Below are 26,487 nucleotides of genomic sequence, written 5' to 3'. Positions count from 1 at the left end.
GATGTTTAACGGATTAACGAAGAGAAAATGCCGATGTCTGTAAAAAATGAGAATACCGCTGGCGGTGAGAACGTGGTGCTGGAGCGTCCGGAAGCGAGCAGCGTGTATGCTTCCCTGTTTGAAAAAATTAACTTAAGTCCGGTCTCCGAGTTGAGTGCGCTGGATATCTGGCAGGATAGCCAGGCGATGTCGGATGCGACTGCCGATGAGCGCCTGACGGCCGGGATGCAGGTCTTTCTGGAATGCCTGACTAAATCGGGTTCAAAAGTCGAAAAGCTGGACAGAACCCTGATTGACCACCACATCGCGGCGCTGGATTATCAGATTAGCCGCCAGTTGGACGCGGTAATGCATCATGAGGCATTTCAGCGTGTTGAATCGCTGTGGCGTGGTGCCAAATCTCTGGTGGATAAAACCGATTTCCGTCAGAACGTTAAAATCGAACTGCTTGATCTCTCGAAAGACGACTTGCGCCAGGATTTTGAAGACGCGCCGGAGATTATTCAGAGCGGGTTATACCAGCATACATACATCGCTGAGTACGACACCCCGGGTGGTGAGCCGATTGCCGCGCTGATTTCTGCCTACGAGTTCGATGCGTCTGCGCAGGACGTGGCGTTGCTGCGCAATATCTCCAAAGTCTCCGCTGCTGCGCATATGCCGTTTATCGGCTCTGCTGGACCTAAGTTCTTCCTCAAAGACAATATGGAAGACGTGGCGGCGATTAAAGATATCGGCAACTACTTCGACAGGGCCGAGTACATCAAATGGAAATCCTTCCGCGAGACGGATGACTCCCGCTATATCGGTCTGGTGATGCCGCGCGTGCTGGGCCGCCTGCCGTACGGTCCGGACACCGTGCCGGTGCGCAGCTTCAACTACGTCGAAGAAGTGAAAGGCCCGGATCACGACAAATATCTGTGGACCAACGCCTCGTTTGCGTTTGCCGCCAACATGGTGCGCAGCTTTATCAACAACGGCTGGTGCGTACAAATCCGTGGCCCGCAGGCCGGTGGTGCCGTTCAGGACCTGCCTATCCATTTGTACGATCTGGGCACCGGCAATCAGGTGAAGATCCCGAGTGAGGTGATGATCCCGGAAACTCGCGAATTTGAATTCGCCAACCTCGGCTTCATTCCGCTGTCCTACTACAAAAATCGCGACTACAGCTGCTTCTTCTCGGCGAACTCTACCCAGAAACCGGCACTGTATGACACCGCCGATGCCACCGCCAACAGCCGCATCAACGCGCGTCTGCCGTACATCTTCCTGCTGTCGCGCATTGCGCATTACCTGAAGCTTATTCAGCGTGAAAACATCGGCACCACCAAGGACCGCCGTCTGCTGGAGCTGGAACTCAATACCTGGGTGCGCAGCCTGGTGACGGAAATGACCGATCCGGGCGACGACCTGCAGGCGTCCCACCCGCTGCGTGATGCGAAAGTGACGGTGGAAGATATCGAAGATAACCCGGGCTTCTTCCGCGTGAAGCTGTATGCCGTGCCGCACTTCCAGGTGGAAGGGATGGACGTGAATCTGTCGCTGGTTTCCCAGATGCCGAAAGCGAAAGCATAAGGCAGGAAGCCGATGAAAACGGAACAACCGTTATGGGGCAGGGGCATCATGATCTCTCCCCAGCACTTCCAGCAGCAGGTCGCATATGCGACCTGGTCTGCGGAATGCATTGCCCGAATGGGACTCAATCATCCCTGGGGGATGATTGAGTCTGCCTTTGAACCGGACGTACTGAAGCTCGGTCGTCTGCAGGCCCGTAAGCTGCATGTCCGTTTCCCGGACGGGACACTCATCGATACGGATAATGCCGATGCGTTGCCCCCGGTTCTGTCACTGGACAGCGAATCGCATGATGTGGTGGTGCTACTGGCGCTGCCCCTGCTGCGGGCGAATGGCGGCAACTGCCTGCAACCTGATGAGGTGGCCGATCGTCCGGTGCGTTTCCGTCAGCGTTGGCGGGACGTGCGTAACCAGTTTGGTGAAGACACCCGCCAGATTGCGGTGATGCAGCCGGAACTGACGCTGCGCTTTGCCCATCAGAACAACAGTGATTATCTGATCTGCCCGGTGGCCCGGCTGCAGCAGGATTTACAGGGCGTCTGGCGGCTTGATGACAGCTTTCTCCCGCCGTTGCTGACCGTGCAGAGTAGCCGCTGGTTGGTGACCCAGCTCGAACAACTGATGACCCAACTGCGAGCCCGCCTGATCCGTTTGATGGCCATGCGCCGCGAAAGCAATGAACGGATGGCGGATTTTGCGGTGGCTGACGTGTCTCTCTTCTGGCTGCTGAATGCCCTCAACAGTGCTGAGCCGGTGCTGGGTCAGTTCCAGCGCAATCTGCGGAGCCCGCCAGAACGCCTTCATACCGAACTGTCCCGTCTGGCCGGCAGTCTGTTGACCTTCTCCCTGGAACATCAGGTGAGTGCGATACCGGCCTATCAGCACGAGCAACTGAATGCCGTTTTCCCACCGCTGTTTGATTTACTGAGCGACTTGCTGGAAGCGAGCCTGCCGTCGCGGGTGGTGTCGATTGAGCTTGAGCACGATAAGCGGCTGCACTTCTGGCAGGCACGTCTGCACGATCCCCGTTTGCGTGAAGGTGCCGACTACTACCTGTCGGTGCGTTCCCCGATGCCGGTGGCGCAGTTGCAGGAGCAGTTCCCGCGTCAGTGCAAAGTGGGAAGCCCGGATCATGTCAGGGGGATCGTGAACTCCTCACGCGTCGGGGTTCCGCTGACACCGCTGCGCCATGTGCCGGCGGCCATTCCGCTGCGTCTGGAGAATCAATATTTCAGCCTCGATGTCTCCCATCCCCTGGCAACTGACATGCTCGACAGCGGCAACTGCATGTTTTATGTCCCGGGTATGCTTGGTGAGCCGGAGCTTGAACTCTTTGCGGTGCTGAGAACATGAGTGAACGTCAACGCGGGACAGCCGCGTCCATTGATATCGATGCCCTGCTGCAAGACACCTGGCTGCAGGTCATCAGCCTGCGCCACGGCCCGAAATTCCAGGATGGAGAAGGACGCAAGCTGTGGGAGCACTGCATTGCTGATGTTGAGCGTGTGCAGCGTGAGCTGAAAGCGAGCGAACTCGATGAGGCCAGCTGTCAGCATATTCTCACGGCACAGTGTGCGCTGCTCGACGAGGCGGTCAAAGGTCGCGGCGTGGAAGATGATGCCTGCGTGCAGTGGTATGACATTCCGCTGCAGGGGCATTTCCTCGGCACCATGGATGCCGGTGACACTCTGTGCGATCGGATGCGCGATGTGCTGCGTGAACCGGCTCCTGACCAGGTTGTCGTGACCTGCTTTCAGCGGGTCATGATGCTGGGATTCCTCGGCAGTTTCCGCTCACTGAACGACCCGGAGCGCCAGAAACTCGTCAGCGCACTCAGTGAACATGTCACGCCGTTCAGCTATCCACAAACCCATCCTGTACTGGCGGAAAGCCGTGCCGGGCGGGGAATGGGTGGATGGCTGGCGTCATGGCCCGTGCGTATTGGCCTGAGCGTGATTGTGGTCGCCGCCCTGTGGTGGGGGCTGAGCCACTGGCTGGATCAGACACTGCTGACCCTGCTGCCGGGAGCCGTGAAATGAGTCCTGCACAACAGCGCGGGCTTGCGCTGTGGGCCGTCCTGCTGAGTGCAGTGGTCTGCCTGGGTTTCCTGCAGGTCACCCGACGGGGTTCTGTGCTTGTTCTGCTTACCGTTCTGGGGCTTATCCTGGCGTGCTGGTACGTCGCCAGCCGTCGTGTTCAGCATGACGTCACCCTGCGCCTGGATGACCTCCCGGAAGCCACTTACCGTCAGCCTGTGGTGCTGGTCTGTGGCGATCTGCCGCTGGCCTGGCCACAGCAGTCACCGGTGCTTACGGTCACACAGGGATGCTGGATCCGCGTGGAGGATCATCAGGATCTGGAGCAGGTGGCCCGACAGGTGCTGCGGCAGCGCCCTGACTGGGGGCGTCAACTGTCGGTGATGGTCAGTGTCTGCCCGCAGAAGCACGCTGACTGCGAAGCGCTGACCAGCCGTCTGCTGACTCTGCGCTGGCAAATCAGCCAGTTGCGTAAGGACACCGGGCATTCCGTGCCGCTGGTTCTTAATGGTCAGGTCGGTAGCGCGATGACGAATGACCTGCTCTGGCAGGCCGCTATGCCGGGAGAGGGGGTGAGGGTCTGGCGTGAGTCTTCAGCACCGAGCTCTATCGCCGCATGGGTTACCACCGGCGGAACGCCAGCGATGCAGCAACAGGTGCTGATGAACAGCCTGATGAGCTGGTTCCATCGGCACGTCAAAGCCGTCTTTCTGGATGAGAACCCCGATGTCCCGACCATTGCACCCACAGCGGTGCTGTGGGGAATGGGGCCTATCCTTGCCGGGAGCCTGGCGTCATCGGCCTGGACGGCGTGGTTGTCCCGTCACACCGCCATGCAACAGGTGACTGGGTGGCAGCCGGTGGGGACGGACAGTACGGTGATATCACCATTCCCGGATTTCGTCCTGCCGCTGCTGCCGGAAGGGCGGGGATTAACCTCGCGGGGGCGTGCCTGGCGCTGTGCACTCGGGATCTTTACTCTGGCGGCCATTGCGGCGCTGCTCAGCAGTGGCTGGAACAATCGCCAGCTACTGCACCGTGTGAGCTTCGATATCGCCCGGTATGACCGTATCCCGATGGATGATTACGGTCCGAAAACCGATGCCGTCGCGGTCCTGCGAGAGGATGCCGCGCAGCTGGATGACCAGGCGCGTAATGGCGTACCGGCCCGGATGAGCCTCGGCCTGTATCAGGGCGAGCGTCTGCGTATGCCGGTGCTGGATGCGATCCGTTCCTATGTGCCTCCGCCACCTCCGCCTAAACCGCAGCCGAAACCCAAACCGGTACCGAAAATTGTCCGCCTCGACAGCATGTCGCTGTTCGACTCCGGCAAATCCGTGCTGAAGGCCGGCTCGACCAAAATGCTCATTAACTCCCTGCTGGGCATCAAAGCCAAGCCGGGCTGGCTGATTGTTGTGGCAGGCCACACGGATAACACCGGCAATCCAGCACTCAATCAGGTGCTCTCCCGGAAACGTGCCGCTGCAGTCCGCGACTGGATGCGTGATACCGGCGATGTGCCGGAAAGCTGTTTTGCGGTGCAGGGCTATGGCGAAAGCCGTCCTGTCGCAACCAACGACACCCCGAAGGGGCGTGCGCTCAACCGGCGTGTCGAAATCAGTCTGGTACCGCAGGCAGATGCCTGCCGGATACCGGGCAACACCCCGACGTCATCACTGGATGGTGACGTATCAAAAAACGAAATGGAGAAGTAAACCATGGCAATTCCTGTTTATCTTTGGCTGAAAGACGACGGCGGCGCGGACATTAAAGGGTCTGTAGATGTTAAAGACCGCGAAGGCAGCATTGAAGTGGTGGCGCAGCAACACAACCTGTATATCCCGACCGATAACAACACCGGCAAGCTGACCGGCACCCGTATCCATACCCCGTTCCTGTTCACCAAGGAAATCGACTCGTCCAGCCCGTATCTGTACAAGGCAGTGACCACCGGTCAGACCCTCAAGTCTGCGGAATTCAAGTGGTACAAAATCAACGACGCCGGTCAGGAAGTGGAGTACTTCAACACCAAGCTGGAAAACGTGAAGGTGGTGAAGGTGAATCCGGTCATGCATGACGTGAAAGACCCGGCTTACGAAAAACACAATCACCTCGAACAGCTTGAGCTGCGTTACGAAAAAATCACCTGGACCTACAAAGACGGCAACATCATTCATTCCGATTCCTGGAACGAACGCGCCACCGCATAAGCCTGATGCGGGCAGGTTTTCCTGTCCGCAGTTTTTTGCTGAGTGTCTGCCGTGCGGGCATTCAGCAAAGAAAAACACAATCTGCCCGCCTGACCTTATGCGCTTTAGGTTCCTTTTACAGGAAATAGCGATGGGCGGTAGCGTGCCTGGGAACCGATAAAGAGAGAGAATTATGGAAAATTCAGCCGCCTTGTTACGTCGCCTTAATCCTTACTGTGCCCGTGCGTTAGAAGGTGCAGCAAACCTGTGTCAGACCCGCGCCCATGCCGAAATTTTACCCGAACACTGGCTGCTGAAATTGCTGGAGCAGGGCGAAGGTGACCTCACGGTACTGGCGCGCCGTTATGAGTGGGATATGGATGCCCTGTGGCAGGATCTACTCTGCTGGTTGGATAAACAACCGCGCTCTGTACGCCACCGGCCCCAGTTATCTGACAACATCCAGACCCTGATGCAGGACGCCTGGATGCGGGCGTCACTGGCCGGCGAAGAACATATCCGGAGCATCCATCTGTTGATGGCGCTGGTTGATAAGCCGAAACTGGCGCGCTGCGACGGTCTGTGGCCATTACTGACCTTGGGGCAGAGCCAGTTGGAACGCCTGCGCCCGTTGCTGGATGCGCAGTCGGATGAACGTCCGGAAATGCAGCACGACGCCGAACTGGCGCAGCGTCACGGTGGCGAAGTGGAGTTTGTAGGCCGTCCGGTAGGGGCTGAAATTCGTGAAGGCGAACTCAATCCGGCGCTACGGAACGCACTGGATAAATTCACCCTCGACGTCACTGCTAAAGCGCGTGAGGGCAAAATCGACCCGGTATTTGGCCGCGATACCGAAATCCGCCAGATGGTGGATATTCTCTCAAGACGTCGCAAGAACAACCCGATCCTGGTCGGCGAACCGGGCGTCGGTAAAACCGCCCTGGTGGAAGGCCTGGCGCTGCGTATCGCTGAAGGAAATGTTCCGGAATCACTGAAAACCGTCAGCCTGCGCACCCTCGACCTGGGCCTGCTGCAGGCGGGTGCAGGCGTAAAAGGTGAATTTGAGCAGCGACTGAAAAACATCATCGATGCCGTACAGCAGTCGCCGACGCCCGTCCTGCTGTTTATCGACGAAGCCCACACCATTATCGGCGCCGGCAATCAGGCGGGTGGCGCGGATGCGGCTAACCTGCTGAAACCTGCATTAGCAAGGGGGGAGTTGCGCACTATCGCCGCCACCACCTGGAGCGAGTACAAACAGTATTTTGAACGCGATGCCGCGCTGGAGCGCCGCTTCCAGATGGTCAAAGTCGATGAGCCGGACGACGACACGGCCTGCCTGATGCTCAGAGGCCTGAAAGCCCGTTATGCCGAACACCATGGTGTGCATATCACCGATGGCGCAGTTAAAGCCGCAGTCACTCTCTCTCGCCGCTACCTGACCGGCCGTCAATTGCCGGACAAGGCGGTTGACCTGCTGGATACCGCCGCTGCTCGCGTGCGCATGAGCCTCGATACGGTGCCGGAGCCGTTAACGCGCATGCGCGCACAAATTACGGCCCTGGAAATCGAGAAGCAGGCGCTACTGGAAGATATCGCCGTCGGGAACAGCAGCCAAGGCGAACGTCTGGCGGCGATTGAGCAGGAAGAAACCCGCCAGTTTGCCGAACTGGGCGAGCGCGAGATGCAGTACGGGCAGGAGTTGTCGCTGACGAAGCAACTGCTGGAAACCCGCCAGGATATCTCCCGTCAGAGTGAGACCCGCGACCTGCAACAGCAACTGACTGGCATGCAGCAGAACAGCCCGCTGCTATCTGTCGATGTCGACAACCGTACCATTGCCAACGTGATTGCCGACTGGACCGGTGTCCCGCTCTCCTCATTAATGAAGGACGAACAGTCCGAGTTGCTGAGTCTGGAAAGTGCAATCGGCAAGCGGGTGGTAGGCCAGGATGTGGCCCTCAACGCTATCGCTCAGCGATTGCGTGCGGCAAAGACAGGCCTTACTTCGGAGAATGGTCCGCAGGGCGTGTTCCTGCTGGTCGGCCCGAGCGGCACGGGTAAAACCGAAACCGCACTCACGCTGGCCGATGTGCTATACGGCGGTGAGAAATCCCTTATCACCATCAATCTGTCCGAATACCAGGAGCCGCATACCGTTTCCCAGTTGAAGGGCTCCCCACCGGGCTACGTCGGTTACGGTCAGGGCGGCATTCTGACCGAAGCGGTGCGTAAACGCCCCTACAGCGTGGTGCTGCTCGACGAGGTGGAGAAAGCGCACCGCGACGTGATGAACCTGTTCTATCAGGTGTTTGACCGGGGCTTTATGCGTGACGGCGAAGGGCGCGAAATTGATTTCCGTAACACCGTGATCCTGATGACCTCCAACCTCGGCAGCGACCCCATCATGCAACGGCTGGATCAACAGCCAGAAGCCACCGAAGGCGACCTGCACGAACTGCTGCGCCCGATATTGCGTGACCACTTCCAGCCTGCACTGCTGGCGCGCTTCCAGTCGGTGATTTACCGCCCGCTGAGTGAGCCCGCGATGCGTATCATTGTTGAAATGAAACTCGGACAGGTCAGCAAACGCCTGCACCGTCACTACGGCCTGACCACGCATATCGACGAAAGTCTTTTCGATGCTCTGACCACTGCCTGTCTGTTGCCGGATACCGGTGCGCGTAACGTCGACAGCCTGCTTAACCAACAAATTCTGCCGGTACTGAGTCAGCAACTGCTGACCCACATGGCTGCAAAACAGAAACCGCGGTCGTTACGTCTTGGCTGGAGTGAGGAAGAGGGCATAGGGCTGGAGTTTGACCATACACAAGGAGAGAGCGTATGAGTATCAGTCTCCCGATTAGATTCAGCCATAACCACCACCTGCTGGCGATAAAAGGATGTGAGTCAGAACTTGATGTGCTGGCGTTTGAAGGCAACGAGACCCTGAGCAAGCCATTCAGCTACCGCATTGAGTTCACCAGTGGTGACCATGCCATCAGCAAGGAAATGATGCTGATGAAAGCGGGGACTCTGACGTTGCAGGCTCCGGTTGACCAGGGTTACGGCATCAAAATGCAGCAGGCCGTGCGTACTCTTCAGGGGTTGGTGAGTGGCTTTGAACGTCTCAACACCTCAAAGGATGAAACCCACTATGCCCTGACGCTCCAGCCACGCCTGGCGCTGCTTGACCGTTCGCACCAGAACGCCATTTATCAGGACATGTCCGTTCCACAGATTGTGGAAAAAATCCTGCGCGAGCGCCACAACCTGCGCGGTCAGGATTTTCTGTTCTCGCTTTCAAAAGAGTACCCGCGTCGTGAGCAGGTAATGCAGTACGGCGAGGACGACCTGCACTTTATTACCCGCCTGTTGGGTGAGGTGGGTATCTGGTTCCGCTTTACCACCGACACGCGCCTGAACATCGACGTCGTGGAGTTCTACGACGGTCAGCAGGGCTATGAAAAAGGCCTGACGCTGCCATCGGTGCCGCCATCAGGGCAGCATTCGCAGGGTGTGGACTCGGTCTGGGGCATGGAGAGCCACCACAACGTGGTGCAAAAGCAGGTCAGCACCCGCGATTACAACTACCGCCAGGCCACCGACGACATGAACACCCAGGTGGATGCGACCCACGGGGATGCCACCACCTACGGCGATGCCTATCACTATGCTGATAACTATCTGACACCGGGCAGTACCTATGACCGCAATCCGGCCCCGGAGTCCGGGGCGTTTTATGCCCGTATACGTCACGAACGCTACCTGAATGGCCAGACCCAACTCAGCGCCATCACCAGTTGCCCGACACTGGCGCCCGGACAGGTGCTGAAAGTCACTGGCGGCTATGAAGTGGCGGAGGTGTTCAGTCAGGGCGTGCTCATCACCGGGATGAAAAGCGCGGCCCGCCGTGATAAAGATTTTGAGGTGCATTGCAGCGGTATCCCGGACAGCACCGATTTTGGCTTCCGTCCTGAGCCAGGTTCACGTCCGGTGATGGCCGGCACTTTACCAGCCCGCGTCACCAGTACCACCGAAAATGACACCTACGGGCATATCGATAAAGACGGTCGCTATCGCGTCAACATGCTGTTTGACCGTGATAACTGGGAGACCGGATTCGAGAGCCTGTGGGTGCGCCAGTCCCGCCCGTACGCCGGCGACACTTATGGTCTGCATCTGCCGCTGCTGGCAGGCACCGAAGTGGCGATAGGGTTTGAAGACGGCAACCCGGACCGGCCCTATATCTCCGGCGTGTTGCACGATTCGGCGCACGGCGACCATGTCACTATCCGCAACTACAAGCGCAATGTGCTGCGCACACCGAGCAACAACAAAATCCGCCTTGATGACAGCCGGGGCCAGGAGCATATCAAGGTCAGCACGGAGTACGGCGGCAAGAGCCAGCTGAATCTCGGTCACCTGGTCGACAGTGAAAAGCAGAAGCGCGGGGAAGGGTTTGAACTCAGAACCGACGGCTGGGGAGCTATCCGGGCACAGAAAGGGATATTCATCAGCGCTGACGGTCAGGCAAAGGCGCAGGGCCAGGTGCTGGAGATGCAACCGGCGGTCAGCAATCTGGGGGAAGCACGGGAGCAGATGACGGCCATTTCGACCGATGCGCAGACCGCCACCGCGAACCCGGCGGATCTCCAGGCACAAATCAAGCTGCTGGAACAGCAACTGACGGACCTCAAAAAATCGGTACTGCTGCTCAGTGCGCCGGAGGGTATGGCGCTGACCAGCGGACAACACCTGCAGGTATCGGCCGGCCAGAATCTGATTGCTACTGCCGGTAAGAGTGCCGACGTCAGCGTGGTGAAAAATCTGTTCATCGGGGTGGGCAACGCCCTTAGCGTGTTTGTTCGTAAGCTGGGGATCAAGCTTATTGCGAATCAGGGGCCAGTACAGGTGCAGGCTCAGAACGACTTGATGGCTCTGCTTGCTCGTAAGGAAATTAGTATCGTCAGTACGGAAGATGAAATCAAAATCATCGCGAAGAAGAAGCTGACCCTGAACGGTGGCGGGAGCTATATCACCCTGGATGCTCATGCCATTGAATCAGCGACGTTGGGCGATTTCAGGACCAGAGCCGGACATTACGCCAGACAGACACGAGCGCAGCATAAGCCTGATATTTCACCTTTAGTGAATGCTATCGACGATGGCAGCCACAATATTCGCTACCAGTGCGCAGATGATAATGGGACACCGATGCTGAATACTCCTTACAGGGCATTTTTGATGGATGGTTCAGTACTGGAAGGTGTTAGTGATGGTGAGGGGTATACGAAGCTGTTTACTTCCGCACAGACTCAGGATGTGTTGCTGCATATGATGCCGGGAGTTATCAATGCCTAAGTATAATGTTTACACAAAAATTGAATCGAATGTTCCAGCATCCGACCTGTTTTACGACCTCAATATATATAAAACTGATGCCAATAATAAAAAGCATGTTCTGCTGTCAGTAACGCTACAACCAATAGACCCTGGTTATTATACACAGTCTCATGATACGAATGAGACTGATGATGATTTGTCAGTGATCTACATTATAGAGATTAACTTGTACCGTAAACACGGTGGTAAGCTGATTTCGGTGCTTTCATCCCCGGCGAAAAAAATGTATACACTTGGTGAAATAGCCTCCGGGAAAGCATACTCTAAAAATAAACGAGAAAATGTCTGCTATTTTGAGACTAAAGCGCAAACAAAACCCGTTAATGGCAATGGTGACGACAATATATATAATGTGCAGATTACTTGCCTCGAAAGAGCTTTTATTGCAAAAGAATATCCTGTAGGTAGTCCTGATGATCCATTTGACAGAAGTAAATTCGAGAGTCAGATTTCATCAAGAATGAATTATGCCAGTTACCCTAATCAAGGGGGGACTAGCTTGTGTGGGCCTGCATCATTTTTCTATTGTTTACAAATGGACAGACCTGATGTTTATAAACAAGCTGCGATTGAACTCTGGTTACATGGAAAAACAAAAATAGGCAATCTTGAGATATCACCTGGGGATGGGTGTAGGCATCCTAGGGGGGCTTTTTATGATGATAGAGGTAAAGAATTAATATCAGGTCTGGATTGGATGACGTCAGCGGGGCTGAGAGATTCAGAAAACTCCATTATGAGTTACGATGAAGTGGATGATCAGGTCTCCGGTATTACCATGTGGGGATCGCTCACTAAGTGGTTTGAAAAAGCAGGTTATGAGAAAATATTCGATAATATAAGCCTTTCACATGCTAATGAGGCAGATATAGTCAAGCTTAATTCATATGTTAAACAAGGATGCAGAGTTGTAACCCTTATATCTGCAGGAATGTTAAAAGGATGGGGCACTGGTGACTCATCGTCAAAGAATCACTGGATCGTTTGGGATGAAGCTGTTTGTAAGGTTGATGGTGGAGATATTACTCCCAAAGATAGTGATGAATTAATTGAACTGAAACTTTTTTCTTGGGGAAGGGTTGAGTGGCAAACAAAAAATAATAGTAGTCTCAGCTACTTCGCTAAGCATGTTTTTGGAGGGGTGGTTTTTAAACCAATAAAATAACTATGAAAAATATCATTCCTTTTATTCTTCTCTTGATTTCCGCCTGTGGCAGTACTGCGCCAAGTTTTTTACCTGGAGGAAATGATCTCCCTGATGGAATTGTTGGTCAGGACTATTTGACTGAGGTTGAAATAACTAATGCTATTTTATTTAAAGAGAATATCGGAGTGGATATATCTCCTCCGGAAGCAGGGTTGAAATGGAAGCCAAAGGTGACCACGTTGAAAAGAGGAGAGGCAGAAAGGGTGGAGGAAGACTATCATCACATAATAATTAGTGGGAAACCGAAAGAAGCAGGGGAGGTACTTGTTCATATTAATGGTTACTCTATGGGGACAACGACTCCGGGAAGTAAAATTAATAAGGTATATGTAATAAAAATGAAAAAAAATTAGTGCTTTGTGCTGATATTGTATGTCGAAAAATCACGGAGTGTTATGAGTGTTATGAGTGTTATGAGTGTTATGACTAAACTATATATGAGCTTTCTGACATTTGTTCTTTTCTTTATAATTTCTGGATGTAGCATGTCTTATCCTGATGTTTCCCCGGAATCAGGCTGCCTGCCCAGTGCGATAGCCAATAAGCCATATCAAGAGACTGCTGTGATAAAATGGAGGTGTTGTTAACGAATCCAGCGTATCGGTAAGTATAACCCCGAACGATTCAGGGTTGGTATGGAATCCGGAAGAAGTAAAGTACGCTTTTGGTAGAGAAGATGGGATAAACAAAGATTACCATCGAATCATCATATCTGGTATCCCGAAAAAATCAGGTGGTTATAGTGTGACCGTTTCTGGGTTTACTCTTGGCACAATGCACTCTGGCAAAGATTTTTATAAAAAATATACGGTAAAGATTAAGCAATAATTAACTTACTTAATGCATGTCTGCTTTTTCAGAACATGATTTTTCTGCCGATGTGAAGGAATACAATGAGCACCAATCCCCCGATTAGATTCAGCCATAACCACCACCTGCTGGCGATAAAAGGATGTGAGTCAGAACTTGATGTACTGGCGTTTGAAGGCAACGAGGCCCTGAGCAAGCCATTCAGCTACCGCATTGAGTTCACCAGTGGTGACCATGCCATCAGCAAGGAAATGATGCTGATGAAAGCCGGCTCTTTGACGCTACAGGCTCCGCTAGACCAGGGTTACGGCATTAAAATTCAGCAATCGGTACGGGTTCTCCAGGGGGGGGTGAGCGGTTTTGAACGCCTGAGCACCTCAAAGGATGAAACCCACTATGCCCTGACGCTACAGCCGCGTCTGGCATTGCTCGACCGCTCACATCAGAACGCGGTTTATCAGGATATGTCGGTGCCGCAAATTGTGGAAAAAATCCTGCGCGAGCGCCACAATCTGCGCGGGCAGGATTTTCTGTTCTCGCTTTCAAAAGAGTACCCGCGCCGTGAGCAGGTGATGCAGTACGGCGAGGATGACCTGCACTTTATCACCCGCCTGCTGGGTGAGGTGGGGATCTGGTTCCGCTTTACCACCGACACGCGCCTGAACATCGACGTGGTGGAATTCTACGACGGTCAGCAGGGTTATGAAAAAGGCCTGACGCTGCCATCGGTTCCGCCATCAGGGCAGCATTCGCGGGGTGTGGACTCGGTCTGGGGAATGGAGAGCCACCACAACGTGGTGCAAAAGCTGGTCAGCACCCGCGATTACAACTACCGCCAGGCCACCAACGACATGAACACCCAGGTGGATGCGACCCGCGGTGACAGCACCACCTACGGCGAGGCTTATCACTATGCCGACAACTACCTGACGCCGGGCAGCACTTATGGCCCTAACCCGGCACCGGAGTCCGGCGCGTTTTATGCCCGTATACGTCACGAACGCTACCTGAACGGCCAGACCCAACTCAGTGCCATCACCAGTTGCCCGACACTGGCGCCCGGACAGGTACTGAAAGTCACCGGCGGCTATGAAGTGGCGGAGGCGTTCAGCCAGGGCGTGCTCATCACCGGGATGAAAAGCGCGGCCCGCCGTGATAAAGATTTTGAGGTGCATTTCAGCGGTATCCCGGACAGCACCGATTTTGGCTTCCGTCCTGAGCCCGGTGCGCGTCCGGTGATGGCCGGCACTTTACCAGCCCGCGTCACCAGTACCACCGAAAATGACACCTACGGGCATATCGATAAAGACGGTCGCTATCGCGTCAACATGCTGTTTGACCGTGATAACTGGGAGACCGGATTCGAGAGCCTGTGGGTGCGCCAGTCCCGCCCGTACGCCGGCGACACTTATGGTCTGCATCTGCCGCTGCTGGCAGGCACCGAAGTGGCGATAGGGTTTGAAGACGGCAACCCGGACCGGCCCTATATCTCCGGCGTGTTGCACGATTCGGCGCACGGCGACCATGTCACTATCCGCAACTACAAGCGCAATGTGCTGCGCACACCGAGCAACAACAAAATCCGCCTTGATGACAGCCGGGGCCAGGAGCATATCAAGGTCAGCACGGAGTACGGCGGCAAGAGCCAGCTGAATCTCGGTCACCTGGTCGACAGTGAAAAGCAGAAGCGCGGGGAAGGGTTTGAACTCAGAACCGACGGCTGGGGAGCTATCCGGGCACAGAAAGGGATATTCATCAGCGCTGACGGTCAGGCAAAGGCGCAGGGCCAGGTGCTGGAGATGCAACCGGCGGTCAGCAATCTGGGGGAAGCACGGGAGCAGATGACGGCCATTTCGACCGATGCGCAGACCGCCACCGCGAACCCGGCGGATCTCCAGGCACAAATCAAGCTGCTGGAACAGCAACTGACGGACCTCAAAAAATCGGTACTGCTGCTCAGTGCGCCGGAGGGTATGGCGCTGACCAGCGGACAACACCTGCAGGTATCGGCCGGCCAGAATCTGATTGCTACTGCCGGTAAGAGTGCCGACGTCAGCGTGGTGAAAAATCTGTTCATCGGGGTGGGCAACGCCCTTAGCGTGTTTGTTCGTAAGCTGGGGATCAAGCTTATTGCGAATCAGGGGCCAGTACAGGTGCAGGCTCAGAACGACTTGATGGCTCTGCTTGCTCGTAAGGAAATTAGTATCGTCAGTACGGAAGATGAAATCAAAATCATCGCGAAGAAGAAGCTGACCCTGAACGGTGGCGGGAGCTATATCACCCTGGATGCTCATGCCATTGAATCAGCGACGTTGGGCGATTTCAGGACCAGAGCCGGACATTACGCCAGACAGACACGAGCGCAGCATAAGCCTGATATTTCACCTTTAGTGAATGCTATCGACGATGGCAGCCACAATATTCGCTACCAGTGCGCAGATGATAATGGGACACCGATGCTGAATACTCCTTACAGGGCATTTTTGATGGATGGTTCAGTACTGGAAGGTGTTAGTGATGGTGAGGGGTATACGAAGCTGTTTACTTCCGCACAGACTCAGGATGTGTTGCTGCATATGATGCCGGGAGTTATCAATGCCTAAGTATAATGTTTACACAAAAATTGAATCGAATGTTCCAGCATCCGACCTGTTTTACGACCTCAATATATATAAAACTGATGCCAATAATAAAAAGCATGTTCTGCTGTCAGTAACGCTACAACCAATAGACCCTGGTTATTATACACAGTCTCATGATACGAATGAGACTGATGATGATTTGTCAGTGATCTACATTATAGAGATTAACTTGTACCGTAAACACGGTGGTAAGCTGATTTCGGTGCTTTCATCCCCGGCGAAAAAAATGTATACACTTGGTGAAATAGCCTCCGGGAAAGCATACTCTAAAAATAAACGAGAAAATGTCTGTTATTTTGAGACTAAAGCACAAACAAAGCCCGTTAGTGGCAATGGTGACGATAATATACATAATGTACAAATTACCTGCCTGCCAAGGTTTTTTGTCTCTCTGGAGCACCCAGTTGGAGATCCATTGGACCCTTTTGCAAAAAATATTATAAAGAATGAACTTGATGCCAGGAAGGCTGCTTCTCTATTAGGTCCAGAAGGAGAATATTATCCAAACCAGTATTACTCGATGCTATGTGGACCAGCAGCATTTTATTATTGTTTAATGATGGACCGATATGATGTTTATGAGAAATTAGTCTGGGATCTATGGGGTTATGGCAAAGGAAGGCTGGGATTTTTTTTAATTCAGCCAGGCGCTAACACAATGAAAGTGAATGATCTATTTGCAGGGTTGATCCATCCCCGAGTTTCCGCAATTGATTGGATTACAATGGCAAGTTTGCGTGACTCATCTAATAATTTGCTAAAATATGAATCGGTTGGAGATAAGGCATCTGCAATTACGTTGTGGGGTGATATTGAAAAATGGATGCTGAGTGCAGGTGCGCGTAAAATATTCAGTAATATAAGCATGTATCATAGCAACATAAACGATATATGTAAGCTAAACTCATTGATGAGTAATGATGTCCATATTTTAAGTTTGATCTCTGCAGGCATGCTTCAACAAGGCGCAGATGTTCCATTCAAAGATCACTGGATAGTTTGGGATGGAAAGTTAAAGTTAGCTAACGGACAACGAATTACTAACGAAACGAATTTAGAAGAATTTGTTTCGTTGAGACTTTTTTCATGGGGTGAAGTTAAAGATAATTCGCTCAGAACATCATTAACGTTAGGTGAATTTCTGAGCCATACTTTTGGGGGGCTGGTATTTACAAAAATACCATGATTGGAATGAATAAATTTAGCGCATTTTTTATTTTTTATTTGTTTTTGACTGGGTGTGGAAAATATATTACATTCGAGCCCAATGAGTTGTCTGATGGGTATATTGGCCAAGAGTATTATGTCCCAATCACTATTTCCGGAGGTACAGGGCCGATTGTTGATTTAAATTATGAAATTCACCCATCAAATTCGGGGTTGAAGTTAGTGTTTTCTGAAAGCAAATATTATACAAAATATATATATAATAACTTTACCATACAAGGAAAACCTAAGTTACAAGGGCTTGTAACAATCAGTATTAGGGGAGGGGTGGTTGCTAGTGCAGGGAAAGATTTTGAAAAAATATATAAAATTAATGTTTTAAAATAAATAATGAAACTTATCTAGTTTCATGGGTCCGTCAGTCCCGCCCGTACGCCGGTGACACTTATGGTCTGCACCTGCCGCTGCTGGCGGGCACCGAAGTGGCGGTAGGGTTTGAAGACGGTAATCCGGACCGGCCGTACATCGCTGGCGTGCTGCACGATTCGGCCCACGGCGACCATGTCACCATCCGCAACTACAAGCGCAATGTGCTGCGCACCCCGAGCAACAACAAAATCCGCCTCGATGACAGCCGTGACCAGGAACATATCAAGGTTAGCACGGAGTACGGCGGCAAGAGCCAGCTGAATCTCGGCCATCTCGTCGACAGCGAAAAACAATAGCGCGGCGAGGGGGTTGAACTCAGAACCGACAGCTGGGGCGCGATTCGGGCGCAGAAGGGCAGTCTGCAGAGCATGCATGGGTTTATTCAGGATTGTGTTATGCCGATAAAGTTTATGGACAATAAATACATGAAAAATACTTCACTCCTTGTGTTTTTTCTTGGCGCAGCATTGAATGCCTCCGCGTCAGAAATCAAAGAAATATTTAACCGCCAGCAACCGTTAGTGATTGAAGGTGTAACAATTACACCTCAAAAAGAACTGGTATCACTATACAGTGACGGGAAGCTGCATACCGTAGGTAACAGACAATATTTCCTTTTAATTAATGGGTTCCCCTCACGTCCGGGGAACCCCACCGCCCAGTGCGGGGCCGGGCAGGAAATGTATGCCGATATTTACCAGGTTGAATCTAAAAAAGCGTCTAGGGTACAACGTATAATGGTTGTCAGTTGCTGGCGTTCACTGGAGTTAAATAGCTGGCAGAAGCAGGAAGATTTCTCATCGATTACATGGAATAAGGACGGAGTTACATTTGACTGGATTGTGCCGCCTAAATTTACCAACCTCCGCGCACAACTGAATCTTAATACTGTTTCACCTGAGCTGGTCTTTATACCCTGATTATGCCGGTAAATCTTAAAATTATTCCCCCCGCAGCTTGGCGCCCGGCCCCCATCCGTTTCGGCTACTGGTTTTCGGCTCTAGGGGCGCTGGCTGTTGTGGCTGCAATAGCGGGTCTGGCATGTGAACGGCAGGGGGAGGGTACAAAATTTTGGATACTCTTTCCTGCGGCCATCATGCTGGTCTGGTTACTGGTGTTTGTTCTGCGATTGCTGTTCTGGCTGTTTCAGCACAATCATGCTGATGGCTGGGACAGAAAGCGTGAAGAAACATTATTGTGGGAAACCCGACGGGGCCGCCGGGCGCTCCAGATCCTGCATATAAGCGTGGATATTCCGTTACCAGAGGAACCGGGACAGACTCCGGTGACACTGTTAATGGAAGGGCCCTCAATACTCAAAAGCCAGCCCGGTCGCGGTCGGGAAGACTTTTGTTTACATACATTTCTACCACCCCCTCCGGTGGGGCAGGAGAGTGATGATTCACTGGAGCCCGAACAACAGGATCTGATGGTGTTTCAGGCCCGGCTTCAGAAGCTGCTGGCTGATGTTGCAATCGCACTCGCACCGTTCTCCCCGAAACAAACGCTAGCGGTGCTGTTTGAGGCTGACACCTCTATTTTGCCACGTCGTTTCATCCCGGTCTGGCACGACAGCCTGAAGGAGGCCGGTATTGCACAGCCGATTGAATATGTTGATGGCCACGGTGCGCAGTTTATTGATGAGTGGCTTGATAACCGCATCAACGACAAATCACTGCTGCTCGTCATTGCTGCTCAGGTCGCACCTGAAATGCGTCAGGGAAGTGCGGAGGCAATAGTAGCGTTGCTGCTGGGCAATAGACTTACGCAGAACACGGTACCGCCGCTGGCGTGGTTACACCGCCCTGAACGGACCGGTCCACAATTGCTCGACGAAGGCATAGCGCAGGCAGCTGACTGGGTACCCCTGGAGGCTGGGCAGGTTAAACACCTCTGGCTCAGTGGTCTGACGGGAGAGGAGGCTTCCGCCGTTATCCCGGCGATGGCGCTACCGCTTCTTTCCGGCGTACCCTCACCGGCAGGCCGTCATAACGCCGACCTTATAATAGGACATACCGGTTGCGTGTCCCCGTGGTTGGCCGCAGCCGTGGCGACACTTGCTGCGCAGCAGACCGGCTCCGCACAACTGGCTATCAGCGCCGAACGTGGCACCGGGACACTCTGGATACAGGCCATTACCCCGGGTGAGTCCGGGGGTAAATAGGGAGAGTAAATCGGGAAATATATTTTTCGCCTGCTTCGCAGCAGGATATTCCTCTGGATTTTCATCACGTTTTTAATGGCTGGGGCGCTCTTTCTGTGCTGGTTTGTCTGACGTCACACTGATGCGCTGGGTCTGGTGGCTGGCACGGCCACTGGCAGACGGGACTGTTTGTGACTACCGGACTGGGGATTCCACTCACCGTGCTGGTGTTTCTGCAAACTCGCTTTGGCAGGCTCAGTGATTTTGACCAGCATCTTGCCCGTGCGTCCTCCGATGAATAAACGAAATTGATCAGTTCGCCACAGCTGGCTCCCTCGATTTCACGCAATATCGCCCGTGACATGCGCGACCATCTCCGCTCCGCTTACAGCTTCTTCTGGCGTTTAAAAGTCCGTCTGCTGCTGGTTGTTGGTGACAATGTGGACACCCTGGCTCCGCAGCTGCGCGAACACGGCTCGGTGCTGTTTGCCGGGGGGGACCTTAAAGCGGATCCGGACACGGGAAGAAATGGAGCTGCACGCACTGGCTGAATGGGGCCGCTGGCAGCGGAAACGGCGTTATGCGCGGATAACAGACGAAGTGCAGAAACGTATGAAAGGAAAAAAAGTAAGGACAACGCGATGGCGGTTGGACATTTTTTGTTTCAGGACGACAAGACAAGCTGCGGTGGGGTGATCACAGAAGGAATGTCCGATCATATGCATTTTGGGCGATTGCAGGCCTGCGAGGAGCACAGCGTAACCTGCGGTAGGCATCCAGGTCTTTTTAAAATCATGGGGGGCTTACCTGACGATTTTATTCATGGCCGCCGTATTGCCGGTACGCTGCACAGCAGAAGTACCTGCCCGTGCCGGGCCGAGTTTATTCCGTCGATATACACCGACACCTATGAATTTATTCTCCAACAGAGCAAAGGCGGTAATAACTCAGCCGATCCGGATAATCCTGTCAATGTCGGGCCACCGGTATTCGCAAAGTCCTGCCTGAGGCCTGTGGGTTGTACAGACTCCGGTACGCATGAAGAGCCGTAGGAGAACGTGGGCGACATGCCGTTTTATATGTCCGTGCCTGCAAGTGAAGAAGACAGGAAACGAACGCGGCTAACGCAGCAGAGCACGGCCATGAGTCCGCCACCGGATAGTATCTGAAGAGAAAGCATTCGCACTTTTCCGGGAAGCGTGGAAGCAGTCAGATATTCAACAGGCGGCCTCTGCCTTGAGTAGTCACGGCACACAGGCTATTGATTAATAACTCGACCATCATATTCGCAGCGAGGCCGTACTTCTGATCGTGTCGTGGCAATACACGCCAGCCAATACGCCAGTGGGGGGCGGAGGCGATAAGCGGTGTGCTGCTGGGGAACCGCCTGACGCAGGACGTTATCCCACTGCTTGCTTTTCTGCATCGACCGGAAGCTGGTGAAGGTGAGATGGATTCGCTGCACTATGCCGTAACGTAGGCACTCGATTGGGTACCGGTTAACGCCTAAAAGCCGGAGCATCTTTGGCTCCGCGGGGTTGATGCCGAAACCGAAGTGTATGCCATGTTGATGAAAGCTATTGATGCAGCGGGCCTGGAAAGTGTTGACCCGTTGACGGGGCTTCACAACTTTAATGATTTTCTGGGGGATGCAGGTAACGCTGCACTCTGGCTTGCCGTGGCAGGTGCCACATAATCAATACAACAACCGGCGCCCCATTTACTGGTATGCCGTGAACACAAACATGGAAAGGGTTGAATATGGTTGTATCCCCTGAGACTTCCGCTAAGGAGGGCGAGGCATGAGGCGATTCCTCTCGCTGTTTAAGAAACCGGAAATTGTATTCTGGCTTGTGGAGTTAATTGCGCTGGTCGGCAGTATTGCTGTTACGGGTATCGTTTACTGGCATCCTGAAAAATTACAGCTCATCAGGGATACTTCTGCCTGGTATACCTGGCTGAGCGGTTCTGTGGCAGTTGGCATTGTTCTGGCCGTGATTGGAATATTTCTGTTCTTTGGCGCGTACGCTGAAGGTAAGCGCAGCTTCAGCAAAGAGCGGCAAAATGCGCAGGGTGATGATGTTAAGGTGTCACCAAAGAAAGAGATGACTTCCGTATCTGCTGTAGTGACGATCAGTCAACAGATTCGCACCCACCTTCGCCGACGCTACACACTCTTCTGGCGCCGCAAAGCCCGCCTGCTGCTGGTCACCGGCGACGAAGCCGCGATTGAGCAACTGGTTCCCGGCCTGCAACAACAGCAGTGGCTTGAAGGTGAGCGTACCGTTCTGATCTACGGCGGCAGTTTGACGGCTGAAGTAGATACAGAAAAATATACCGCGTTGCGCAAACTCCGCCGTGGCCGCCCACTGGACGGTATTGTCCGGGTACTGGGGGAAGGTGAGAACCTCACACCGCAGATGAGCGACAACGATCTGCGCGGGCTGGAGAAAATCAGTGAGCTGCTGCGCTATTCTGCCCCTGTCTGGCTGTGGCAGCTGTGCGGCAGTGAATGGTCGCAGGCAGGGCGTAAATCGCAGTCTGTCGGTATCACGCTGCCACTGCGGGCGATGCCGGATGAGGTGGCAGCACAACTCGATAAGCTGCTGCCGCAGCTGCGTGAGCAGGGCATGTCGCAGATTGCTGAACAGCGCCAGTATGATTTTCTGCTGCGCCTTGCCCAGCAGCTTGAGCAGGGGGAAAGCAAACGCTGGATGTCCCGCCTGACACCCTGGCTGTATGGTTCACAACAGCGTATCCCGCTGCGGGGGCTGATGTTCAGCCCGGTCAATAAACCCGGTTCCCCGAGTGAAGAAGCAGGCAAAAACGTGGCGGAGAGCACCATTCCGGCTGCGCATAAACATGCCCTGACGTTTCCGGCAACCTGGTTGGGGGTGACGGAAGACTGCACCCGCGTACATGGCCGCCGTGTCGGTATGGCCTGGGAGCAGACGCTGGCATGGGGCATTATGGCTGTGCTCGGTATCTGGGGAGCCGGGCTGCTGATCTCTTTTGCCCTGAACTATAGTCAGATTTCTTCTGTAGCGAACAAAGCCCGTTCTCTGGTCGAGCATCCCTCCGTTTCTGACGCTCAACTGGCGGGCCTGCACAACCTGCGTAACGATGCCGGCCGCTTGCAACATCATGTTCAGGGCGGTTCACCCTGGTATCAACGTTTTGGCCTCGATCATAACCAGCAACTGCTCGCTGCGATGCTCCCGTGGTATGGCGTGGCGAACAACCGCCTGATCCGCGACCCGGCCAATGCTGCCCTGATGCACAAACTGACTGCGCTGACAAACTCGGCACCTAACAGTGACCAGCGCGCACAGCTGGCGAAACCCGGTTATGACCAGTTGAAAGCCTGGTTGATGATGTCCCGCCCGGACAAAGTGGATGATGCGTTTTACGCCCAGACCATGCAAAGGGTGCAACCGACCCGGCAGGGAATTTCTAGCGGATTGTGGCAGAGCCTTGCGCCAGACTTGTGGGCGTTCTCTATATCTGGGTTGTCGGAACACCCCCAGTGGAAAATCACCCCGGATGCGGCGCTGGTCAGCCAGAGCCGTCAGGTGCTGTTGCAGCAGATTGGTCGCCGTAATGCGGAGGGAACCCTCTACGAAAACATGCTCAAATCGGTACGGCGTAACTTTGCCGATGTGTCACTGGAAGACATGACCGATGGCACCGATGCCCGCCGTCTGTTCATCACAGATGACGTGGTGCCGGGGATGTTCACCCGTCAGGCCTGGGAAGGGGGCATTCAGCAGGCCATCGAGAAAGCGGCGAACTCGCGCCGTGATGAGATTGACTGGGTATTGAGCGACAGTCGCAAGGCAGTTTCTGCCGACCTTTCTCCGGAAGCGCTGAAAGCGCGTCTGACGCAGCGTTACTTCACTGATTTTGCCGGCAGCTGGTTGAACTTCCTCAACAGCTTGCGGCTGAATCCGGCGCACAACATTGCGGATGTGATTGACCAACTGACACTGATGAGCGATGTGCGTCAGTCGCCGATGATTGCGCTGATGAATACGTTGGCCTGGCAGGGACAAGCCGGCGAACTGCGCGAAGGGCTGTCGGATTCCATTATCAAGTCGGCAAAAGATCTGCTCGGCAGTGAGGATAAGCCCGTTATCGATCAGCGTGCAGCCGGGCCGCAGGGGCCGCTGGATGACACCTTCGGGCCGCTGTTGACCCTGATGGGGAAAAACCCGGCCAGCAACCTGATGTCGGCCGACAGCACGCTGAGCCTGCAAACCTACCTGACCCGTATCACCCGCGTGCGTCTGCGTCTGCAACAGGTGGCGAGTGCTAACGATCCGCAGGAGATGATGCAGACCCTGGCACAGACGGTGTTCCAGGGCAAAAGTGTGGATCTGACCGATACCCAGCAGTACGGCAGCCTGGTGGCGGCCAGTCTGGGTGAGGAGTGGAGCGGCTTTGGCAACACCCTGTTTGTGCAACCGTTGACGCAGGCCTGGGAAACCGTACTGCAACCGTCTGCAGCCAGCCTCAACGACCGTTGGAGCCGTTCGGTGGTAGCAAACTGGCACACCGCCTTTGAGGGGCGTTTCCCGTTTGCGGCAAGCAAAAGCGACGCTTCCCTGCCGATGCTGGCGGAGTTTATCCGCAAGGACACCGGGCGTATAGACCGTTTCCTGACCGCTGAACTCAGCGGCGTGTTGCATAAAGAAGGCAGCCGATGGGTGCCGAACCGAACTAACAGCCAGGGGCTGACGTTTAACCCGGCGTTTCTGAAAGCGTTAAATCAGCTGAGCCAGCTATCCGACGTTCTGTTTACCGACGGCAGCCAGGGCATCAGCTTCGAATTACAGGCCCGCCCGGTACCGCAGGTGGTGGAAACCCAGCTAACGATTGACGGGCAGCGGTTGCATTACTTCAACCAGATGGCCGACTGGCAGTCCTTCCGCTGGCCGGGGGATACCTTCAAACCCGGCGCCATGCTGACCTGGACGTCGACCAACGCCGGCACACGCCTGTTCGGGGATTACAGTGGCACCTGGGGCTTCATTCGCTGGCTGGAGCAGGGCAAGCGGAAACAGCTTGACCGCAGCCAGTGGATGATGAGTTTTACCGCCCCGGATGGCCGCACGTTGCAGTGGGTTCTGCGCTCTCAACTGGGCAAAGGGCCGCTGGCGTTGCTGGATTTGCGCGGTTTTAGTCTGCCGGAAAACATATTCAGCGTGGATGCCGCCACTGCACAGGCGCTGACCGGCACAGAGAATTCAGCCATGGAGGGGAGGGAATAATGGCTACATTACAAAACCTACTTCAGGCCTGTGGGGCAGATGAAAAGATCTCACTGGTTCAGGCCCGGGCACGTAGCGCTGACTGGGAACGCTGGTTGGTACCCATTAATGACAATGAACCAACCGGGGAAGACCCGGGCTATGACGATGATTTCCAGCGTATTCGCGAAGAGGTCAACAAGCTCTCGGGGATTGAAACCGGGTTGATTTGCCAACGGGCGGAAAAGCTGTTGACCGGCACCTGCAAGGATCTGCGTGTCATCACCTTCTACGTTTGGGCGCGTCTGCATCAGGACGGCGAGTCCGGGTTTGCACAAGGGCTTGAACTGCTGGCGGCAATGCTGGCGCAGTTCGGAACCCGATTGCATCCTCAGCGTGAGCGCAGCCGCAAATCTGCCCTGGAGTGGCTGGGCAGTAGCCGTGTGACAGACAGCCTGTCTTTGTACCCGGAAGTGGATATGTCCGTCATGCAGCGCATCACGGCGGCGCTGTTACTGGCAGAGCAGACACTCCAAACGTTTGCTGAGGACGCTCGTCCGGATTTGGCAGGGCTGTATCAGGCGCTGGATAACCGGCTGGTGCAAAGCGGTGGCACCAACAGTCTGGTGCCGCAAACCAGTCGTGAAGAAAACGCTACTAGGGTGCCGGCATTATCGGCGCCGGTGATGGACGCCGTCACGTCAGGACGTGATTTGCTCGATCAGGCCAAAGTGCTGGCGAAATATCTCCGCGATCAGCCCGGTGGCTGGCTGGCCGGACATCATCTGCTGAAAAGTGTGCGCTGGGACACGCTGACGGAGTTGCCGCCGCTGGACGCCTCCGGGCGTACCCGGCTGGTTCCGCCTAAGCCCGACAACAGGGCACATCTCAAACGTCTGTACCTGCAAAAAAGCTGGTCTGAGCTGCTAGAGCATACGGACACTTTGCTGGCGCAGGGGGTTAACCATCTGTGGCTGGATGTGCAGTGGTACACCTGGCAGGCGTTGGTAAAGCTGGATAACGACAGCGTGCGTGCCGACATCCTTTGCCGTGACCTGGAAGGGCTACTGGCCCGCCTTCCGGGGCTGGAAGCGCTGGCCTTCAGTGACGGCACACCTTTCGCCGATGAAGTGACCCTGAACTGGATTAAAGAAAACGTGCTGGATGATATGCCGGGCTGGAAGGATGAGCCGGTGACGGCAACGGCGAGCAACAGTGATGATGTTCTGATGCTGGAGCCTGAGGTCCTGGCGAAAGCAGACAGTGAAGGCATTGAAGCCGCGCTCAGCTGGTTGCAGGTTCAGCCGGGTTACACCTCTTCCCGCGATCGATGGCTGATGCGCTTACTGATGGCTCGGGTGAGCGAGCAGTACGGTAAAAACGAAATGGCACTGCACCTGCTGGGTGAGCTCGACGGCAGTGCCCGAGAACTGACGCTTGAACAATGGGTGCCAAAGCTGATGTTTGAAGTTAAAGCCCGCAGACTCAAACTGCTGCGTGGCAAGGCCGGGCGCAGTGAGGCGGATAAAACCCGTCTGCAGCCTGAGATGGAATCACTGCTTTCCGGGCTTATCTCTCTCGATCCGGCACGCGCCGCCGTGCTGTGCGGTTAACTTACCGAACAAAAAGATGAT

19 protein-coding genes and 1 pseudogene are annotated in these 26,487 nt (G+C 54.4%); all 20 read left to right on the top strand.

Annotated features, from left to right (window positions below):
• Nucleotides 1–27: 27 nt before the first annotated feature.
• A complete protein-coding gene (gene tssC, locus D4100_RS05570; RefSeq protein ID WP_119803438.1) occupies nt 28–1,575 on the top strand; it encodes a type VI secretion system contractile sheath large subunit in 1,548 nt (515 codons plus the stop codon).
• A gap of 12 nt (nt 1,576–1,587) precedes the next feature.
• Nucleotides 1,588–2,928, top strand: coding sequence for a type VI secretion system baseplate subunit TssK (tssK, locus tag D4100_RS05565; protein WP_119803436.1), 1,341 nt, complete (start codon nt 1,588–1,590; stop codon nt 2,926–2,928).
• A complete protein-coding gene (gene tssL / locus D4100_RS05560; protein ID WP_119803434.1) occupies nt 2,925–3,614 on the top strand; it encodes a type VI secretion system protein TssL, short form in 690 nt (229 codons plus the stop codon). The genes tssK and tssL overlap by 4 nt, the downstream gene beginning before the upstream one ends.
• Nucleotides 3,611–5,326: an OmpA family protein gene (locus tag D4100_RS05555; protein ID WP_119803432.1), complete on the top strand. Its 1,716-nt coding sequence runs from the start codon at nt 3,611–3,613 to the stop codon at nt 5,324–5,326. The genes tssL and D4100_RS05555 overlap by 4 nt, the downstream gene beginning before the upstream one ends.
• A 3-nt stretch (nt 5,327–5,329) precedes the next feature.
• Nucleotides 5,330–5,821: a type VI secretion system effector Hcp gene (gene hcp / locus D4100_RS05550; RefSeq protein WP_012006213.1), complete on the top strand. Its 492-nt coding sequence runs from the start codon at nt 5,330–5,332 to the stop codon at nt 5,819–5,821.
• A gap of 172 nt (nt 5,822–5,993) precedes the next feature.
• Entirely contained in the window at nt 5,994–8,648 is a 2,655-nt protein-coding gene (tssH, locus tag D4100_RS05545) for a type VI secretion system ATPase TssH (protein WP_119803430.1), read from the top strand.
• Nucleotides 8,645–11,164 carry a type VI secretion system Vgr family protein gene (locus tag D4100_RS05540; protein WP_119803428.1) on the top strand — a complete coding sequence of 840 codons (2,520 nt, stop codon included), beginning with the start codon at nt 8,645–8,647 and terminating at the stop codon, nt 11,162–11,164. The genes tssH and D4100_RS05540 overlap by 4 nt, the downstream gene beginning before the upstream one ends.
• Nucleotides 11,157–12,371 (top strand): hypothetical protein, encoded by a 1,215-nt coding sequence (locus tag D4100_RS05535; RefSeq protein WP_119803426.1) that lies wholly within the window; start codon nt 11,157–11,159, stop codon nt 12,369–12,371. Before D4100_RS05540 ends, D4100_RS05535 begins: the two co-directional genes overlap by 8 nt.
• A 2-nt stretch (nt 12,372–12,373) precedes the next feature.
• On the top strand, nt 12,374–12,766 hold the full coding sequence (locus D4100_RS05530; protein WP_119803424.1) for a hypothetical protein: 393 nt from the start codon (nt 12,374–12,376) through the stop codon (nt 12,764–12,766).
• Between the two features lie 540 nt (nt 12,767–13,306).
• Nucleotides 13,307–15,826, top strand: a complete 2,520-nt coding sequence (locus D4100_RS05525; RefSeq protein ID WP_119803422.1) for a type VI secretion system Vgr family protein — start codon at nt 13,307–13,309, stop codon at nt 15,824–15,826.
• A complete protein-coding gene (locus tag D4100_RS05520) occupies nt 15,819–17,051 on the top strand; it encodes a hypothetical protein (RefSeq protein WP_119803420.1) in 1,233 nt (410 codons plus the stop codon). The genes D4100_RS05525 and D4100_RS05520 overlap by 8 nt, the downstream gene beginning before the upstream one ends.
• A 5-nt stretch (nt 17,052–17,056) precedes the next feature.
• Nucleotides 17,057–17,419, top strand: coding sequence for a hypothetical protein (locus tag D4100_RS05515; RefSeq protein ID WP_119803418.1), 363 nt, complete (start codon nt 17,057–17,059; stop codon nt 17,417–17,419).
• 23 nt (nt 17,420–17,442) lie between these two features.
• A pseudogene (locus tag D4100_RS05510) lies at nt 17,443–17,847 on the top strand (type VI secretion system Vgr family protein); the annotation flags it as partial.
• A 9-nt stretch (nt 17,848–17,856) separates the two neighbouring features.
• Entirely contained in the window at nt 17,857–18,381 is a 525-nt protein-coding gene (locus D4100_RS25755; protein WP_199685677.1) for a hypothetical protein, read from the top strand.
• Nucleotides 18,382–18,557: 176 nt separating this feature from the next.
• Nucleotides 18,558–19,625, top strand: a complete 1,068-nt coding sequence (locus D4100_RS05505; protein WP_244941638.1) for a hypothetical protein — start codon at nt 18,558–18,560, stop codon at nt 19,623–19,625.
• Between the two features lie 287 nt (nt 19,626–19,912).
• Nucleotides 19,913–20,155 carry a hypothetical protein gene (locus D4100_RS05500; RefSeq protein ID WP_119803414.1) on the top strand — a complete coding sequence of 81 codons (243 nt, stop codon included), beginning with the start codon at nt 19,913–19,915 and terminating at the stop codon, nt 20,153–20,155.
• A gap of 90 nt (nt 20,156–20,245) precedes the next feature.
• A complete protein-coding gene (locus tag D4100_RS05495; RefSeq protein WP_119804111.1) occupies nt 20,246–20,656 on the top strand; it encodes a PAAR domain-containing protein in 411 nt (136 codons plus the stop codon).
• 512 nt (nt 20,657–21,168) lie between these two features.
• Nucleotides 21,169–21,300, top strand: coding sequence for a hypothetical protein (locus D4100_RS25970; protein WP_276330834.1), 132 nt, complete (start codon nt 21,169–21,171; stop codon nt 21,298–21,300).
• Between the two features lie 106 nt (nt 21,301–21,406).
• A complete protein-coding gene (locus D4100_RS05485) occupies nt 21,407–24,874 on the top strand; it encodes an ImcF-related family protein (RefSeq protein WP_119803412.1) in 3,468 nt (1,155 codons plus the stop codon).
• Entirely contained in the window at nt 24,874–26,466 is a 1,593-nt protein-coding gene (gene tssA, locus D4100_RS05480; RefSeq protein WP_119803410.1) for a type VI secretion system protein TssA, read from the top strand. The genes D4100_RS05485 and tssA overlap by 1 nt, the downstream gene beginning before the upstream one ends.
• Nucleotides 26,467–26,487 lie beyond the last annotated feature (21 nt).

Source organism: Serratia inhibens (genome assembly GCF_003591175.1).
GTDB classification, from domain to species: Bacteria; Pseudomonadota; Gammaproteobacteria; order Enterobacterales; family Enterobacteriaceae; genus Serratia; species Serratia inhibens.
This window is presented reverse-complemented; position numbering and strand designations above follow the sequence as displayed.

Bases quoted from the DNA above. Each gene is read 5' to 3' on its own strand.
- D4100_RS05535 (WP_119803426.1), top strand. From the start codon at position 11,157: ATGCCTAAGTATAATGTTTACACAAAAATTGAATCGAATGTTCCAGCA.
- D4100_RS05505 (WP_244941638.1), top strand. From the start codon at position 18,558: ATGCTGGTCTGGTTACTGGTGTTTGTTCTGCGATTGCTGTTCTGGCTG.
- tssL (WP_119803434.1), top strand. From the start codon at position 2,925: ATGAGTGAACGTCAACGCGGGACAGCCGCGTCCATTGATATCGATGCC.
- D4100_RS05555 (WP_119803432.1), top strand. From the start codon at position 3,611: ATGAGTCCTGCACAACAGCGCGGGCTTGCGCTGTGGGCCGTCCTGCTG.
- D4100_RS05495 (WP_119804111.1), top strand. From the start codon at position 20,246: ATGGCGGTTGGACATTTTTTGTTTCAGGACGACAAGACAAGCTGCGGT.
- D4100_RS05485 (WP_119803412.1), top strand. From the start codon at position 21,407: ATGAGGCGATTCCTCTCGCTGTTTAAGAAACCGGAAATTGTATTCTGG.
- D4100_RS05520 (WP_119803420.1), top strand. From the start codon at position 15,819: ATGCCTAAGTATAATGTTTACACAAAAATTGAATCGAATGTTCCAGCA.
- D4100_RS05530 (WP_119803424.1), top strand. From the start codon at position 12,374: ATGAAAAATATCATTCCTTTTATTCTTCTCTTGATTTCCGCCTGTGGC.
- tssA (WP_119803410.1), top strand. From the start codon at position 24,874: ATGGCTACATTACAAAACCTACTTCAGGCCTGTGGGGCAGATGAAAAG.
- tssK (WP_119803436.1), top strand. From the start codon at position 1,588: ATGAAAACGGAACAACCGTTATGGGGCAGGGGCATCATGATCTCTCCC.
- D4100_RS05515 (WP_119803418.1), top strand. From the start codon at position 17,057: ATGAATAAATTTAGCGCATTTTTTATTTTTTATTTGTTTTTGACTGGG.
- D4100_RS05525 (WP_119803422.1), top strand. From the start codon at position 13,307: ATGAGCACCAATCCCCCGATTAGATTCAGCCATAACCACCACCTGCTG.
- tssC (WP_119803438.1), top strand. From the start codon at position 28: ATGCCGATGTCTGTAAAAAATGAGAATACCGCTGGCGGTGAGAACGTG.
- D4100_RS25970 (WP_276330834.1), top strand. From the start codon at position 21,169: ATGTTGATGAAAGCTATTGATGCAGCGGGCCTGGAAAGTGTTGACCCG.
- hcp (WP_012006213.1), top strand. From the start codon at position 5,330: ATGGCAATTCCTGTTTATCTTTGGCTGAAAGACGACGGCGGCGCGGAC.
- D4100_RS25755 (WP_199685677.1), top strand. From the start codon at position 17,857: ATGCCGATAAAGTTTATGGACAATAAATACATGAAAAATACTTCACTC.
- tssH (WP_119803430.1), top strand. From the start codon at position 5,994: ATGGAAAATTCAGCCGCCTTGTTACGTCGCCTTAATCCTTACTGTGCC.
- D4100_RS05540 (WP_119803428.1), top strand. From the start codon at position 8,645: ATGAGTATCAGTCTCCCGATTAGATTCAGCCATAACCACCACCTGCTG.